Raw genomic sequence first — 16596 nt, 5'->3', positions numbered from 1 at the left:
CAAAAAACCACATCGGTCCCCGGTCCTCCGTCATCTGTCCTCAATAACGAAGTAACCCGCTAACTCCTCAACTCCCAACTCCCAAACTCCTCAACTTTTACCAATATCAGTATTACTTTTTTGGGTTGTTATGTTTTAAGAACGTTGTATCCTATTAGGAATTATTCAGTTATTCATCTTTAATCAATCAAAAGACCACATCTGTCCCCGATCTCCCGTCATCTGTCCTCAATAACGAAGTAACCCACTAACTCCTCAACTCCCAACTCCCAAACTCCTCAACTTTTACCAATATCAGTATTACTTTTTTGGGTTGTTATGTTTTAAGAACGTTGTATCCTATTAGGAATTATTCAGTTATTCATCTTTAATCAATCAAAAGACCACATCTGTCCCCGATCTCCCGTCATCTGTCCTCAATAACGAAGTAACCCACTAACTCCTCAACTCCCAACTCCCAAACTCCTCAACTTTTACCAGTATCAGCATTACTTTTTTGATTCATTATGCTATAAGAACGTTGTTCTGTACTTTGAATTATCCAGCCATCTTTTTCAGTCCATTAAAAAAGAGCATAGATTCCCGGTCTCCGTCATCTATCCTCAATAACTGAGTAACCCAATAACTAAATAACTCCTCAGATACCAAACTCCAAAACTCCGGAACGGCTACTTTCAATTCCAGTTCTCGTCAAAATCGAAATTGTCGTAGTCGTCGATGTCTATTCCGAGGTCGTTAAGGTCGTCGGAAGGGCCTTCTTCGGCTTCGAATTGCTTTTCGGGAGGGAACTCGGGGAGTTGTCCGTGGGCAAACAGGAGGTTGGGATAGGCCCGGCCGTCCTCTTTTTCGGCGATGTCGGCAAGCTCTACGAAAAAGGTCCACATGGTCAAAAAGTCATACACGTAGATAAGCTTGGTGCTTTCTTCATTTACGGCATCTTCGAGTGTGGTTTCACTCATAGAGCGTACGGCGTCATCCTGCCCGTCCCCCATATCGAAAAGGGAGATCTCTTCGCCCTGGTTCCATTCGTCGTCGCTGAGGTAGAAGGAAGCCATTTCGGAGCCTTCAAACCCGAAGGCCTGGGTAATGGTATTGTGGAATTCTTCCAGGCTGTCGCCGGCTTCTATTTCTATATCCCTGAATACATCTTCCTCGGCATCTAATATTATCCGGAACTTGTATATCATAGTTAAGCTATTGTGTTATTTGGTATTGTCATACACTCCTGCCGTAAGACAGGTCCTTTTCAGCGGGTAAAGTTACAAAGATTTCGCGGCATGCCTGGTATCGAGCAACAGATAAAACTGCACCCCGAACAGCACCGATGCGATAACAAGGTGAATGGGCTGGGAGGCGAACGGAAAATCGAAATAAGCCATGGCTATACCGCTGAGTATTTCAATGCCTATCAGGATCATGATCCAGTTTAAACGGGAATAATGCAGCTGCCTTTTACGGTTAAGGATCAACAGAAATATATTGACAACCAATACCAGTATGGAAAACGAGCGGTGGATGTAGAATGTAAGGTCCGGATTGTTTAGCCATACGGCTCGTGCGGTGTCGCCGAGGAGTTTGGCCTGGTCGTCAACAAACTGCCTGACCTGCGTGCCGAGGACCACCTGTATCACGGTAAGGATAAGGGCCAGCCATACGAGATTGGTGAACAGGGTGCTGACCTTGTAGGCTGTCTTCTTGTTCCTTGTGATATGTAAAATGTATAATACGAGTGCAACAATGGCCAGCGCCATGACCATGTGAATGGTGATCTTTACAGGTGCCAGCACGGAATAAACCACGGTAGCCCCGAGCCATGCCTGGAAGCCCATGCCGAACACGGCAAGCCAGGAAAGCAGGGTAACGGTCTTGTTCTTTTTCCGGAAGGCGAATGAGGCCACAGCCATAAACAAGGTGGCCAACCCTGCAAGCGCCCCGAAAAGACGGTTGATGTATTCTGTCCAGGTATGGGAGGGATTGAATACGGCGTAGTCGTGTTTGGTATAGGGTGCCCAGTTATCGGTAGAGAATTGGTCGGATGTGGTGAAGTCGGCCTTTGCAACCAGAAGGGCTTCTTCGCGGATGACGATCTGTCCTTTTTCGTAGGCTTTATCGGGATGCCATAAAAGCTGTGCTTCCTCGGTAGGAGGGATGTAATACCCGAAACACTTGGGCCAGTCCGGACACCCCATGCCGCTCCCCGTCATCCGGACAAGGGCGCCGGCTATTATTACCATGTATATAAGAACAAGCGTTGTCCTGGTAATGGGTCTGAAATTGTTTTTAAGCCACTTGAACATTTTTATGTTTTTTATGTTGTAGTCCTGGAGTTGGTGAGTTTTGGAGGTGTTAGTTGTTTTTCATTGGCCACGGATACACTAATCTTTTTTTGTTGTCCCTTGCGGGACTTTTAGCCTGGATTGCTTTTTTCTTGTATAGCCCGCTCCAAAGGCTCCCCTCTTGAGACGAAGAGGGGTGTCCCGCAAAGCGGGACGGGGAGTTTGACCATGCCCATGTCCTGGGTATATCCCGGAACATTTATATTTTTCCCATGGCTTGGGCTTTCTAACCCTCCGTCACGACTAAAGTCGTGCCACCTCTACTTCGGCAAGGCTCAGTACGGCGCCTTCGTCATCCCGATAACTATCGGGAGGGAGGAGCCTTTTAGGTTTGTTATGTTATAAGAACGTTATTTTCTATTTTGAATTATTCAGTTATCTATCTTCATTCAATCAAAAAATAATATTCGTCCTTAATAACTTAGTAACCCAATAACCAAATAACTCCGAACTCCAAAACTCATCAACTCCGTAACTTACTTCCTGCATTCCAATCCCAGTTCTTTCCCCTTCTTCAACATAAATTCCCGGGCGGCCTCATATTCGTTGGGGATCTCTCCTTCGAGGATGGCTTCTTTTATGGCGTCTTTGATGATGCCGATTTCCCTGGAGGGTTTCAGGTTAAAGGTTTTCATAATGTCCTCACCGCTTATGGGGGGCTGGAAATTGCGAACGTGGTCGCGTTCTTCCACTTCCACGATCTTTTCCCTGACGATCTTGAAGTTGTTCCGGTATTTTTTGAACTTTTTCGGGTTTTTGGTGGTGATGTCGGCTTCGCAGAGGGTCATCAGGTCTTCTACGTGGTCGCCCGCATCGAAAATAAGCCTTCGCACGGCAGAATCGGTGACGATATCCTGGGCGAGGACAATGGGGCGGGAGCTCATCAATACCATCTTTTGCACGAATTTCATCTTGTCGTTGAGGGGCATACGGAGCCTCTTAAAGAGCCTGAATACCATTTTGCTTCCCACGAATTCGTGTCCGTGGAATGTCCAGCCTATTTTTTTGTCGAACCTTTTGGTGGGGGCTTTGCCGATGTCGTGCAGGAGGGCGGCCCAGCGCAACCAGAGGTCGTCGGTGTTTTCCGAGATGTTGTCTACCACTTCGAGGGTGTGCCAGAAGTTGTCTTTATGGCGTTGTCCTTCCTTTTCCTCGATGCCCTGGAGCCGGGTGAGTTCGGGGAGGATAATTTGTAAGAGCCCCGTTTTGTACATCAGGCTAAAGCCTATGGAAGGCTTGTCGCACATGAGTATTTTATTGAGCTCGTCAACGATCCGTTCTTTGGAAATGATCTTTATCCGCTCCTTGTTCCGGGAAATGGCTTCCAGGGAGGCGGGTTCAATTTTAAAGTTCAGTTGTGATGCAAATCGTATGGCCCGGAGCATACGCAACGGGTCGTCGGAATAGGTAACGTCCGGGTCGAGCGGAGTGCGGATAAGCTTTTGTTTCAGGTCTTCCACTCCGCCGAAAGGATCGAGCAGGTCGCCGAAATTTGCCTCGTGTAGTGATAATGCGAGGGCATTGATGGTAAAGTCGCGCCGGTTCTGGTCGTCTTCGAGCGTACCGTCTTCCACGATGGGTTTCCGGCTGTGAGAACGGTAACTTTCCTTACGGGCACCGACAAATTCCACTTCGAGATCATTCCACTGCAGCATGGCAGTGCCGAAGTTCTTAAAGACCTGTACCTTCGGTTTTTCGGGTAGTTTTTCTGCTACTTTTTTAGCCAGGGCAATACCGCTGCCTACAGCCACGATGTCGATGTCTTTCGGCATGTTTCGTTGCAGGAGGTAGTCACGGACAAATCCGCCTATGACGTAGCTGTCTACGTTCAACGCTCCGGCAGCTTCTGAAATGATGCTGAATATCTCCTGCTCTAATGCTTCTTTATAATTCTGTACAGTCACTGATATGTGTGAATTGTTATTATTTTTTCTGCCACGGATACACTAATGTTTTTCAATAACCATATTCCCTGTTTAACATCACCCTAAAATCTGCCGCCAGGCAGATAAACAAAAAAATATTCGTGTATCCGTGGCTAAAAAAACTTACTTCCTTATGACCTTGACTACCCCGTTCTTACTGATCCTGATTATCGAAGACGGTTGTCCGCCTTTTTTTTCGCGGTGCAAATTTACTATATAGTCGACACCTTTTAAAATTTCGTCACTTATTTCCGTATAAGACTGGGGTGTGGGCATTCCGCTGATATTGGCGGAGGTGGAAACCAGGGGTTTGCCAAATTTGCGGATGAGTTTCCGGCAGAACTCATCCGATGCCACTCTTATGGCCAGGGTATTGTCTTCGGCCACAAGATTTTTGGCTACGCCCGTGGGATTGTCGTATATGATGGTGGTGGGTTTGGTAGCGAGGTCAATAACATCATAAGCCACATCCGCGATCTCCGGGATATGTCTTTCCAGCATAGCCTCGTCGGAGACCAGGCAGATCAGCGCTTTGGCATCCGGACGTCTTTTTAATTGATACACTTTGGCCACGGCATCGGCATTGGTGGCATCACACCCTATACCCCATACCGTATCGGTGGGATAGAGGAGGAGGCCTCCTTTGTTGAGTGTTGCTATGGCGTTGTTTATTTCTTCGATCATATTATTTCTGATTACGGTGTAACAGCCATAATTTAATATACCGGGTCATCACTCCGTAAGAGTTTATATACGCATTGAAAAATCCCGGCATACCGTCCATAAAACCTCTTTTTATAATGTATTCGCTAAAAAAGCGAAACGGAGGTTTTACCAGGAAATGAAAGAGGTTCGTTTTTTTACCTTTGGCAAACTTTTCCCTGGCCTGTAACCAGGCATAGTGGTTCTTTTTGCCTATAAAATGGTCAAAACCCCTGTAGGTATAGTGAAGAGCCTTGTGTTTTAAAGTTCCTGTTCTGCCATTGACTACCAGGTTTTCATGGACCAGTTTTTTGCCAAACCTGCAATGTTTCCGGTTAAAGAGCAGAGTTTTAGAATCGTTCCTTGCTGTTCCGTATTTCATTTGCTGGCCCATGAACATACGGGTCATACCTACTTCATAAGCTTCGCAAGGATTGTCCTTCTTCAGTTCGGCGGTGATCTCTTCGCGGAGCTCCGGGGAGATCACTTCATCGGCGTCGAGGATAAATATCCAGTCGTTTTGGGCCTTGTCTATGGCGTAGTTCTTCTGGTTGGAAAAATCGTCGAATGGTCTTTGGTATACGGTCACCGGGTATTCCTTTGCAATGTCCAGGGTCCGGTCTTCGCTGTAAGAGTCGATAAGCAGGATTTCGTCGGCAAAAGAGGCTGATCTTATAGCTTGTTCTATAAATTCCTCTTCGTTGAGTGTGGGTATGATAATGGTAAGTTTTGCCACTTCCGGGAAAATTTAGTTCAGAATAAAGGCAAAGATATATATCTGTATTTATACTTTTGCCCATATTTTGGATAAATTAGCAGAATGAATAAGATCGCCTTTTCTGTAATCATCAGTACATACAATGCCGAATCCTGGCTGGCTATAATGACCAATATTTTAAAGACGTTGAAAAGATCATTGTCGATGACGTTCTTTGGTAAAAATACTATCTTTGCGCAGTAAAAGTATCAAAATGAAAATCCCGTCTATTTCTGTAATTATCGCCACGTACAATAAGCAGGATTGGTTAAGAAAAGTCTTAGAAGGTTATAAGTGTCAAACATGTATTGATTTTGATGTTATTATAGCTGATGACGGCTCTACTGAAGAAACCAAGAATCTTATTGATGATTTTAAAAAAAACGACTATCCCGTAGACATTACTCATTTGTGGCATGAAGACAAAGGGTATCGTAGGCAAACCATTTTAAATAAAGCTATTGTAGCTGCAAAGCATGAGTATATCCTTTTTACCGATGGAGATTGCATACCACGAGCAGATTTTGTTGAAACCCATGCTAAATTGGCCAAAAAAGGCTATTTTCTTTCTGGGGGTTATTGCAAATTACCTATGAATACAAGTGAAGCAATTGCGGCAAACGATATTAAAAATCAGGATTGTTTTAAAGTAAATTGGCTAAAGACCAAAGGTGTTGTAAGTTCAAAAAATAAGTTGAAATTATCTGCGAAGGATGGGATGGCTAATTTTTTAAATGTAGTCACGCCAACGGGAGCAACCTTTAATAATTGTAATTCATCGGCTTGGAAGAGTGATTTGATTGCTATTAATGGTTACGATGAACGTATGCAATATGGTGGGCCGGACAGAGAGTTGGGCGAACGACTTTTTAATTATGGCATAAAAGGAAAACAGATACGATACAGTGCTATTTGTGTGCATTTAGACCATGCCCGTGGGTACAAAACACCCGAGTCGATAGCTAAAAACAAAGCCATACGGGAGCATACCAAAAGTAGTAAAATTGATTGGACGCCCTACGGAATTATAAAAAAAGAAAAGGATGCCTGATAGTTATAAAATATTGATCACAGGAGCAGCCGGATTTATCGGTTCCCATACCGCAGAATATTTTGCGAAAGCAGGCCATGAGGTTTACGGCGTGGATAATTTTTCGGATTATTATGATATAGCCCTTAAAAAGAGAAATGTAAAGGATATTGAAGCGGCAGGCGTTACTTTTGTGCAGGCTGACCTGACGGATGAACTGAAAGGCAGACTTCCCGGAAATATGGATTATATCTTTCACTATGCAGCCCAACCGGGAATATCTCCCGATGTTTCCCTGCAGGGATATGTGCGAAACAACATTTTTGCCACACAAAATCTTTTGGATTGGGTAAGGGAGGAGAATAAAGGGCTCCGCCTGTTTGTCAATATGGCCACATCTTCCATTTATGGTAAGGAAGCCACACTGCCGGAAACAGCACCTCCGGAACCCATTTCATTTTACGGGACTACGAAACTGGCAGCGGAACAACTGGTGCTCGGAGAGCAGCGGTCGGGAAAGATACAGGCCTGTTCGTTGAGGTTATACTCGGTCTATGGCCCGAGGGAAAGACCGGAAAAACTCTATACCAAACTGATAAAGTCCATTTTTGAGGGAACCTCTTTTCCGCTTTTTAAAGGAAGCGAAAAACATTCCCGGAGTTTTACCTATGTGGGCGATATTGTAAAAGGTGTTTCTGCCCTGATAGGAAAAGAGGACAAAGTGAATGGCGAGATCATCAACATAGGTTCGGATAAAGAATACACCACTGCGGAAGGTATAACGCTTATCGAAAAGATCATCGGCAAAAAAGCCCGCATCGAAGCCACCCCGCCCCGCCCGGGCGACCAGCTTCGTACTACAGCCCTTATCGACAAGGCACGTAAACTGCTGGATTACGATCCGTCCACCTCTTTTGAGGAAGGGTTGCGGAAACAGGTGGAATGGTACAGGAATAATTTTGCGGGATAAGAGAGGGAGTTGATGAGTTTTGGAGTTGGGAGTTACTAGGTTATTGGGTTACTAAGTTATTAAGGATGGATGATGAGGGACTGAAGACGGATGTTATCCTTATAATTGATTGAAGATTTATAGATGAATAACCCTAAAATATAACGTAACTTTCCTGTGGTATAAGAAAAAAGACTCCCCCTCCCGATAGTTATCGGGATGACAAAGGCGCCGTACTGAGCCCTGCTGAAGTAGAGATGACACAACTTCAGTCGTGACGAAGGGTTAGAAAACCCAAACCGCAGGAAAAATGTGAAAGTTAAGGGATTATCCCGGGACCTGGGAAGAGTCAAACTCCCCGTCCCGCTTTGCGGGATACGCCTATATCGACATAACCTGTCCCGAACTTGATGAGGGGCTCAGCGCTCCCGACTTTTGGTCGGGACAAGCAATGGCAAAAAACTAAGAACTCCCAACTCATCAACCCCAAAACTCATCAACTCCAAAACTAACCAACTCCAAAACTAAAAAACTACAACAAACAATTTAACAACCTGCCATGAAAGACAACTTTTCCGAACAATCAGCTTCCTATTCCAGGTTCCGTCCCGGCTATCCGCCGGAGCTTATTGCTTATCTGGCTTCCCTTACAAAGCAACAGGATTGTGCATGGGACTGCGGAACAGGAAACGGTCAGCTTGCCGTGGCCTTAGCGGGACATTTTCAAAAGGTGTATGCTACCGACCTCAGTGAAAACCAGATCAAAAATGCCTGGCGGAAGGAAAATGTCATTTATAAGGTGGAAAATGCTGAAAAGTCCGGCTTTGCCGATCATCAGTTTGATTTAATTACTGTAGCACAGGCCATCCACTGGTTTGATTTCGACGCTTTTTACAAGGAAGTGAACCGTACATTAAAAAGGGGGGGTATCCTTGCCGTAACAGGATATGCATTGCTTAAACTGGACGTGGATACAGACCGCGTTATAGATAAGTTTTATTCCGATATTATCGGGAAGTACTGGGACAGGGAAAGGCGGTATATCGATGAACTGTACCAGACCATCCCGTTCCCTTTCCGGGAAGAAAGGGCCCCGGATTTTAAAAGCGAATACCAATGGACACTGGAACAACTCACGGGATACCTGGAAACCTGGTCCGCCGTACGCCATTATATCCGGGAGAACGGGAAAAACCCTGTTAGTCTTGTTTATAATGAATTAAAAGAAAGCTGGGGAAACCGGAAAGAGAAGACGGTGACCTTTCCCATAATGCTTCGGGTAGGCAGGTCGGAAGTGTGAAGTTTGTGACCTTTGTGGTTTTTTAGGGGCAATGTTTTACCGTAAAGATTCACAAAACAGGCACAAAGTGGCACAGGGAATTAATAACAATTTCTGGTTTTTCCGACTTCGTGCTTCTAACTTCGTACTTCTGATTTTACTAATATTCCGACGAGAAATGCAGTTTCACCGAAGGGTATTTCTGCTGTGCCATCTGTATGGAAAAGGCGGAATCGGCTAAAAATACCAACTGCCCCTGTTTGTCTGTAGCCAGGTATTTCTGTTTTACCCTTTTGAACTCGGCAAATTCATCGCTTTTCGGGTCTTCGGGTGCTACCCAGCAGGCTTTGTGTACCGGGAAGTTCTCATAAGTACATTTGGCCCCGTATTCATGTTCGAGGCGATACTGGATCACCTCATATTGCAGGGCACCTACCGTACCGATTACCTTCCTGCCGTTCATCTCCAGGGTGAACAACTGTGCCACACCTTCGTCCATAAGCTGGTCTATTCCCTTGTTCAGTTGCTTGGCCTTCATCGGGTCGGCATTGTTAATATAGCGGAAGTGTTCCGGTGAAAAATTCGGAATCCCCTTGAAGTTCAGGGTTTCTCCTTCCGTAAGCGTATCGCCGATCTTAAAGTTGCCCGTATCGTGAAGTCCAACGATATCACCTGCATATGAAATATCCACGATCTCCTTTTTTTCCGCAAAAAATGCATTGGGACTGGAAAATTTCAGCTTTTTGTTGTGCCGAACGTGCAGGTAGGGCGTATTTCTCTCAAAGGTGCCGGAAACTATTTTTATAAACGCCAGACGGTCACGGTGTTTCGGGTCCATATTGGCATGAATTTTAAAAACGAAGCCGGTAAAGTTTTTTTCATCGGGTTTTACCACCCTTTCTTCACTCTGTTTCGGCCTGGGGAACGGGGCAATCTCTACAAAACAGTCCAGCAGCTCGCGTACGCCGAAATTGTTCAGGGCCGATCCGAAGAAAACCGGTTGCTGTATACCGCCGAGGTAAGCCTCACGATCGAATCCGGGATAAACTCCGTGCACCAGTTCCAGGTTTTCCCTCAGGTCTTCCGCAGCTTGTTTGCCTACGATCTCATCCAGCTCGGGATTGTCAATATCGTCAAAGGCAATGGTTTCCTCGATGTTTTTTTTGCTGTCCCCGCTAAAGAGGTTGATGTTTTTCTCCCAGATATTGTAAATACCTTTAAAATCATATCCCATGCCGATAGGGAAACTGAGTGGAGTAACCGTCAGTCCGAGTTTTTGTTCCACCTCGTCCAGCAGGTCAAAGGCATCTTTTCCTTCCCGGTCCAGCTTGTTGATAAACACGATCATGGGGATATTGCGCATACGGCATACCTCTACCAGTTTTTCCGTCTGTTCCTCCACACCCTTGGCCACGTCAATAACCACAATAACACTGTCTACAGCAGTGAGTGTCCGGAAGGTATCTTCCGCAAAGTCCTTGTGCCCGGGAGTGTCCAGTATATTTATTTTTTTATCCTTGTAGTTAAAGGCCAGTACGGAAGTGGCTACGGATATTCCCCGTTGGCGTTCGATCTCCATAAAATCGCTGGTGGCCCCTTTCTTTATCTTGTTGCTCTTTACGGCACCGGCCTCCTGTATGGCCCCTCCGAAGAGCAGCAGTTTTTCCGTGAGCGTGGTCTTCCCCGCATCGGGGTGCGATATGATACCGAAGGTTCTCCTTTTACTGATCTCTTTAACTAAATCCATAAATTCCTGTATTGCGGTTGCAAAAATAGTATTATAATACGAACGGTTAAAAGCGTATTGCGACTGATTTTCAAATTTTACCTTAAATGGTCATAATTGTTTCCCGGAATCAGCGATAAGGTAATGGTTAAAATGTTAATACTGTGTTTTTTGTTCGTTCCGGTTTTTTGTTTTTCATCCCTTTGATGACAAAAAACGCGAAGTATCGATCGCGTATTGAAAGTTTCGTAGTATATTAGTGCATGAAACATGTCTTTGGGAGAACATATGCGTGCCCCTGCGGTATATCCTGAGGATAAAATGAGAAGTTATGAGGAAACTATTACTACTGTTACTTTTCTTTGGAATAAGCTGGTCTTACGGGCAGCAAAGAACGGTTGCCGACCGTTATTTTGACAAGCTGGCTTACGTGAAATCGGCGGAATTGTACAGGGCCCTGGTAAAAAAAGGGGACTCTTCTGTCCATGTACTAAGCCGCCTGGGGGATTCTTATTACTACAATACCAATATGGAGGAAGCCGAACGTTGGTATGGCATCCTGATATCCAAATATGAGAACGAGGTGGAGCCCGATTACCTCTTTCGTTATGCACAGGCTCTAAAAGGAAACCGGAAATATGACGCGGCGATGAAATGGATGAAAGCTTCGGCCGAAAGGGGAGGTAGTGACCCGGAAGTACTCAGGTTGTTAGAGGAAGGGGATTATTATACCCGGTTAACCAACCCCAGGGCCAAACTTTTTGGCAATGTTCACAACCTGGCCATCAATACGGAATACTCTGATTTCGGCGGATTTATCTTCGGCGACAGGTTTTATTTTGCCTCCACCCGGCCTTCAAAGGGAAGGACCAGGATATACGATTGGAACAAACAGCCTTTTTTAAATATATACGCAGGGCACAGAATAGGCAATGAGGTAGATGAGGTAAACAAGCTGGAAGGTGAGATCAATACCCAGTATCACGAAGCTACACTGGCTATTACATCGGACGGAAGGACCATGTACTTTACCCGCGATAATGCCGATAACGGCAAAAGGTCTGAGAAGGATGAAGAAGGAACAGTCCATTTACAACTGTACAAAGCCACCCTCGACGAAGAAGGAAAATGGGGGGATATTACGGCATTGCCTTTTAATAATATTAGTTATTCCGTAGGGCACCCTGCTTTGAGTCCGGACGAAGAAAAGCTGTATTTTGTTTCCGATATGCCCGGAGGACACGGTGTGACCGATATTTATGTGGTGGATATCAATGATGACGGAAGCTACGGCACACCGCAAAACCTCGGAAGTCCTGTAAACACGAGGGGAAGGGAAATGTTCCCGTTCGTAGATAAAGACGGGGTATTGTATTTTTCGTCTAACGGACATCCCGGTCTCGGCGGACTCGACATTGTTAAAAGCGAACCGCAAAACGGGCGTTTCGGTAAGGTGACCAATCCGGGAGTGCCGATAAACAGTGCGCTTGATGATTTTGCCTTTATGATGAACGGCGATAATACCGAAGGTTATCTCTCGTCCAACAGGCTGGGCGGAAAAGGCGATGACGACATTTACCACTTTACCGCCAGGGATTGTGAAGTAGCCATAAGCGGTAAAGTTACCGACAGCCGCACGGAAGAACCCTTGATAGAGGCGTCGGTTCGCCTTATTGAACCGGGTGGAGGTGTGGTAGCCAAGGTCCTGACCGACGTGGACGGCATGTATACACTCAAGGGAGATTGCCTGGACGGTGCTTATACCGTGGTGGCCGATATGGAAGATTACCGTTCCGGTCAGAAAGAGATCAATGTCAAGGGTAAGGAAGAGGCTACTGCTAATCTGGCGCTTACACCGCTTATTATAGAAGATGAGATCGTGATCAATCCCATTTACTTCGATTACGACAAATGGAATATACGTCCCGATGCCGAGTACGAGCTGGAACATATTGTGAGCGTTATGAACGCACATCCGGAAATGATCATCAAGATCGAATCTCATACCGATTCCCGGGGCAACGATGCTTATAATGAAAAACTTTCCGATAACAGGGCAAAGGCTACGCGTGATTATTTGTATTCCCGGGGCATTGCGGAGAACCGTATAGAAAGCGCTATTGGTTATGGAGAGAAGCAATTGCTCAACAACTGTTCTAACGGTGTGGACTGTACCGAAGAAGAACACCAGTTGAACCGGAGGTCGGCCTTTATTATAGTACAGCGGTAAAATGTATGGCCATGCCACAGGATAAGCTGCTTTTCCGGAGGAAAGGCAGTTTTTTGTAGAATGGGTTTCCGGATTTCGGAATTCTGAAGGTTTAAACCCGGATCCGGGCATTTATCAACTAACAGGGTAAACCATTTAAAGCTATTTCTCGTTCAATTTTGGAATAAAGGAGGTAAAACTATTGTCAAAATAATCGTATGATGCGTTTGCCCTGTATCAACTGAGCCAATGCTTTGTACTTTCTGCGTAAAGAGCTACATTTGCACAAAATTTTAAACGAGCAAATGGCAACAAACAGAACATTTACCATGATTAAACCCGATGCTGTGGAAAACGGGCACATCGGGGCTATTTTAGAAAAGATCACGGCTGCAGGATTCAGGATCGTAGCTATGAAGTTCACGCAACTGAGCAGACGGGATGCCGAGGAATTTTATGCCATTCACAGGGAACGTCCTTTCTTCGGTGAGCTGGTGGATTTTATGACCAGGGGGCCGATAGTGGCTGCCGTTCTTGAAAAGGAAAATGCCGTAGACGACTTCAGGGCGCTCATCGGTGCTACGAACCCGGCAGAAGCTGCCGAAGGAACCATCCGTAAATTGTATGCCTCTTCCATCGGAGAGAATGCCGTGCATGGTTCGGACAGTGACGAGAATGCAGCCATAGAAAGCGCATTCCATTTTTCCGGAAGGGAAATATTCTGATATATCCTGAATTTACTGTCGCCCGGGCACAATTGAAAGGTTTTGGCTTTCGAAGCCATTTTAACTGTGCCCGGGGTGGCATATTGTTGTAAGGAATTTATTCAGATTACCTTAGAATCAGGTTTTTAACCAGTGCTTTCCCCAGTTCATCATTGACCATTTGTATGATCTTTTGCCTGCCGTAGCTCAGTTCTTCACGTAAAACAGACGAAGTAAGGTTTACATACAGGGTGTCCCCTTTCAGTTGAACATCAGCGGTGTAGTTGTTAATGCCATTCCCCATAAGCTGTTTCCAGGCTTCACGGACATCAATCTTATCCATGCCGGATTGCAGCTTGTTCTGTTCTATAAAGGCTTTTAGTGCTTCAGATAAGGATATATGTTCGCTGTGTCGCTTTGCCATTGCGGTTTATTTTCTCCTGAGATTTTGTCCGTGTTTTTTTGTCAGTTGAGACTATCCGGATCGATGGGCCGGAATCTTTTGTAAAAGTACTTTAAATTATCTGTATTCCGAAGGATCAGGCGGTCTTTTGTTGCCTTGATCACCTTTTCTTTCCACGCGCTCAACGGGGTATGGTAATTAAGGAAAAGCCCGTTGTTCTTTGTGGATATGGTAAATGCTTCCCGATCCCCGGAAGTGCTGAAACTGCCATCCGGTCTGGGTTGTAATTTTTTCCGGAATCCGGTGCTGTCCCCGGTAATCTCAATATAGTCAACCGTAGTGTTTACGGTGTATTCTTTTACCTGTCCGTCGGGTAGTTCCGCTTTTTCAATTTCCCAGTATCCCGTAATGTGCTGTAATTGTTTTTCCGGGGGAGTAGTGGAGCAGTTCCATAAAAAGAGGCAAAAGGCCGCAGCGATGAATAATTTCAGTTTTTTCATTTAAAGTGTTTTCAGGCTATTTTAAATTTGCTTTCATTCATTTCGATACTCACCTTTACATTAGCCTTTAGTGCCCGGAATACCTTTAGTATGGTTTCGATAGTTACATTTTTGGTATTGCGTTCCAATTTTGATATTTGTGATTTTTGTACACCTATCAGTTTTCCCAGTTGTTCCTGTGTTAATTTACGTTCTTTTCGTATGGATTTTATCATATTGCCTAATACTTCCATTTGAAGATCAAATTCGTATTTATCCCGTTCCGGAGTTCCTGTTTTTCCGATATGTTTGTCCTTCATCTGGTCAAGGGTCATTATTTTTTGTTTTTTCTTTTCCATGGCCTGAGGTTTTATATGCTGTTAAAATAATTGTCTCTTATTTTCCGGGCTTTTTCAATGTCTGCTTTAGGTACTTTATCTACTTTTTTAATGATCCCATGTGTCGAAACAACCAAAGTAGCTTTACGGCTGGTCCTGTCCCAGAAAGCAAAAAGCCTGTATTGAATCCCCTTATATCTGGTTCTGAATTCCCAGATATCATCGGTTAGTTTTTTGAAAAGCCTGGGATCATTCTCAATTCTTGCCTTGTCAATATTATAATAAATCTTTTTTTTCGTTTTTAAATCCAGTGTTTCCATGAAATCAATAGCCTGTTCAAGGAAAATCACCTCGAATTTTGGTTGCATTCAACTTAATTTTCAGTTTTGATCAGTGCTGCAAATATACTAAAAAGTTTACTTATATGGAAACTTTTTGAAGTGGCAAAGGTAGTTATATTTGTTTGTTTTAAAGCCTGAACATTTTATACGATTGATGTGTTTCCTTTACCACGGCTTCGGTCCGGTCTGCATGGGTGTCGCTTATAAACAACTGGCCGAAGTTCTCGTCCATGAGCTTTACGATCTGGGCCACACGGCTTTCGTCAAGTTTGTCAAAAATATCGTCCAGCAGCAGAATGGGAGGTACCTTGGCCTGTTCCCTTATAAAATCGAACTGGGCCAGCTTAAGGGCAATGAGAAATGACTTTTGCTGTCCCTGGCTTCCGAATTTTTTTACGGGAAATCCTTCGATCTCGAAGCTGAGGTCGTCCTTGTGTGTCCCGGTACTGGTGTATTGTACGGCCTTGTCCTTGTTGACACTTGTTTTCAGTAGTTCGTCGAGTGACTGTTCCAGGAGCTGGCTGTTATATGTAATATTGACGCTTTCTCCGTTTGCGGCAATAGATTGATAACGTTTACGAAAGATGGGAATAAATTCGTCCAGAAACTGTTTTCGTACCCTGAAGATTTCCGTGCCGTGAATGTGTAGCTGCTCATTGTATATGGAAAGCGTATCGTGGTCGTAAGTATAGTTCAGGGCAAAGTATTTTAACAGGGAATTGCGTTGTACCAGCGCCCTGTTGTAGAGGATAAGGTGGTTCAGGTAGTTTTTGTCCGACTGGGAGATCACGCTGTCCATGAATTTTCTCCGGATTTCGCTCCCTTCTACGATGAGGTCGCGGTCTGCCGGGGAGATAATCACCAGTGGCAGGAGCCCGATGTGGTCTGATAATTTGTCGTAGGGCTTACCGTTGCGTTTGATCCCTTTTTTCTGTCCCTTTTTCAGGCTGCAGATCACGTGTTCCGCATGCCCGGCCTTTTCAAACTCACCGTCAATGACAAAAAAGTCTTCCCCGTGCTTTACGTTCTGCAGGGCTATGGGGTTAAAGTAGCTCTTCCCGAAGGAAAGGTGGTAGATGGCATCCAGTACATTGGTTTTCCCGATGCCGTTATTGCCTACGAAACAGTTGATCTTTTCGTCAAATTCAAAGTCGGCCGAACCGAAATTCTTATAGTTTATTAAGGATAATTTTTTTAAAAACATTCTTCTTTTTACTTAATTGGCCAATGTACCAATTCGTCAATTAGTAAATTAACAAATCACATTGCCCCATTACGATAATCACACGACTATATTATCACATTGGCAAATTATCGCGGCACATTAATAAATCGCTCTGAAAGTTGCCTAAACTAATGAAAAATATCGAATAAATAGTCTTTCACATATCAATAAAAATTATATTTTTGCGGCACAA

Annotated in this window: 17 protein-coding genes; 6 read left to right on the top strand and 11 right to left on the bottom strand. The window is 44.7% G+C overall.

The window, feature by feature from the left end; all coding sequences use genetic code 11:
- Positions 1 to 674 precede the first annotated feature (674 nt).
- From LS482_RS02445 to LS482_RS02425, 5 genes are all read right to left on the bottom strand, one after another.
- Positions 675 to 1187 carry an IS1096 element passenger TnpR family protein gene (locus tag LS482_RS02445; protein WP_233030165.1) on the bottom strand — a complete coding sequence of 171 codons (513 nt, stop codon included), beginning with the start codon at positions 1185 to 1187 and terminating at the stop codon, positions 675 to 677.
- A gap of 72 nt (positions 1188 to 1259) precedes the next feature.
- Positions 1260 to 2297: a COX15/CtaA family protein gene (locus tag LS482_RS02440; protein ID WP_233030164.1), complete on the bottom strand. Its 1038-nt coding sequence runs from the start codon at positions 2295 to 2297 to the stop codon at positions 1260 to 1262.
- A 515-nt stretch (positions 2298 to 2812) separates the two neighbouring features.
- Positions 2813 to 4240 carry a CCA tRNA nucleotidyltransferase gene (locus LS482_RS02435; protein WP_233030163.1) on the bottom strand — a complete coding sequence of 476 codons (1428 nt, stop codon included), beginning with the start codon at positions 4238 to 4240 and terminating at the stop codon, positions 2813 to 2815.
- A 144-nt stretch (positions 4241 to 4384) separates the two neighbouring features.
- Positions 4385 to 4945 carry an L-threonylcarbamoyladenylate synthase gene (locus LS482_RS02430; protein ID WP_233030162.1) on the bottom strand — a complete coding sequence of 187 codons (561 nt, stop codon included), beginning with the start codon at positions 4943 to 4945 and terminating at the stop codon, positions 4385 to 4387.
- Between the two features lies 1 nt (position 4946).
- A complete protein-coding gene (locus LS482_RS02425; RefSeq protein WP_233030161.1) occupies positions 4947 to 5699 on the bottom strand; it encodes a glycosyltransferase family 2 protein in 753 nt (250 codons plus the stop codon).
- Positions 5700 to 5783: 84 nt separating this feature from the next.
- On the opposite strand from LS482_RS02425, the gene LS482_RS02420 reads away from it, so the two are divergent.
- From LS482_RS02420 to LS482_RS02405, 4 genes are all read left to right on the top strand, one after another.
- Positions 5784 to 5924, top strand: coding sequence for a hypothetical protein (locus LS482_RS02420; protein WP_233030160.1), 141 nt, complete (start codon positions 5784 to 5786; stop codon positions 5922 to 5924).
- A 10-nt stretch (positions 5925 to 5934) separates the two neighbouring features.
- Positions 5935 to 6771, top strand: a complete 837-nt coding sequence (locus LS482_RS02415; protein WP_233030159.1) for a glycosyltransferase family 2 protein — start codon at positions 5935 to 5937, stop codon at positions 6769 to 6771.
- Positions 6764 to 7720, top strand: coding sequence for an NAD-dependent epimerase/dehydratase family protein (locus tag LS482_RS02410; RefSeq protein ID WP_233030158.1), 957 nt, complete (start codon positions 6764 to 6766; stop codon positions 7718 to 7720). The genes LS482_RS02415 and LS482_RS02410 overlap by 8 nt, the downstream gene beginning before the upstream one ends.
- A gap of 538 nt (positions 7721 to 8258) precedes the next feature.
- Entirely contained in the window at positions 8259 to 8999 is a 741-nt protein-coding gene (locus tag LS482_RS02405; RefSeq protein ID WP_233030157.1) for a class I SAM-dependent methyltransferase, read from the top strand.
- A gap of 139 nt (positions 9000 to 9138) precedes the next feature.
- On the opposite strand, the gene LS482_RS02400 is transcribed toward LS482_RS02405, so the two are convergent.
- Positions 9139 to 10725, bottom strand: coding sequence for a peptide chain release factor 3 (locus LS482_RS02400; protein WP_233030156.1), 1587 nt, complete (start codon positions 10723 to 10725; stop codon positions 9139 to 9141).
- Between the two features lie 310 nt (positions 10726 to 11035).
- On the opposite strand from LS482_RS02400, the gene LS482_RS02395 reads away from it, so the two are divergent.
- Positions 11036 to 12934, top strand: a complete 1899-nt coding sequence (locus LS482_RS02395; RefSeq protein ID WP_233030155.1) for an OmpA family protein — start codon at positions 11036 to 11038, stop codon at positions 12932 to 12934.
- Positions 12935 to 13218: 284 nt separating this feature from the next.
- Positions 13219 to 13638: a nucleoside-diphosphate kinase gene (locus LS482_RS02390; protein ID WP_233030154.1), complete on the top strand. Its 420-nt coding sequence runs from the start codon at positions 13219 to 13221 to the stop codon at positions 13636 to 13638.
- Between the two features lie 106 nt (positions 13639 to 13744).
- Here LS482_RS02390 and LS482_RS02385 read toward each other — a convergent pair whose 3' ends face one another.
- The 5 genes from LS482_RS02385 to recF all read right to left on the bottom strand — a co-directional run bounded on the left by LS482_RS02385 (position 13745) and on the right by recF (position 16382).
- Entirely contained in the window at positions 13745 to 14041 is a 297-nt protein-coding gene (locus tag LS482_RS02385) for a DciA family protein (protein ID WP_233030153.1), read from the bottom strand.
- A gap of 41 nt (positions 14042 to 14082) precedes the next feature.
- Positions 14083 to 14520, bottom strand: coding sequence for a lipocalin family protein (locus tag LS482_RS02380; protein WP_233030152.1), 438 nt, complete (start codon positions 14518 to 14520; stop codon positions 14083 to 14085).
- A gap of 11 nt (positions 14521 to 14531) precedes the next feature.
- The gene (locus LS482_RS02375) at positions 14532 to 14858 is read right to left on the bottom strand and encodes a helix-turn-helix domain-containing protein (protein ID WP_233030151.1); all 327 of its coding nucleotides are present in this window, start codon (positions 14856 to 14858) and stop codon (positions 14532 to 14534) included.
- 11 nt (positions 14859 to 14869) lie between these two features.
- Positions 14870 to 15205, bottom strand: a complete 336-nt coding sequence (locus LS482_RS02370; protein WP_233030150.1) for a type II toxin-antitoxin system RelE/ParE family toxin — start codon at positions 15203 to 15205, stop codon at positions 14870 to 14872.
- Between the two features lie 100 nt (positions 15206 to 15305).
- Positions 15306 to 16382, bottom strand: coding sequence for a DNA replication/repair protein RecF (recF, locus tag LS482_RS02365; protein WP_233030149.1), 1077 nt, complete (start codon positions 16380 to 16382; stop codon positions 15306 to 15308).
- Positions 16383 to 16596 lie beyond the last annotated feature (214 nt).

The organism is Sinomicrobium kalidii (genome assembly GCF_021183825.1).
GTDB lineage: Bacteria > Bacteroidota > Bacteroidia > Flavobacteriales > Flavobacteriaceae > Sinomicrobium > Sinomicrobium kalidii.
The sequence above is the reverse complement of the archived record's forward strand: the minus strand, read 5'-3'. Positions and strand labels throughout refer to the sequence as shown.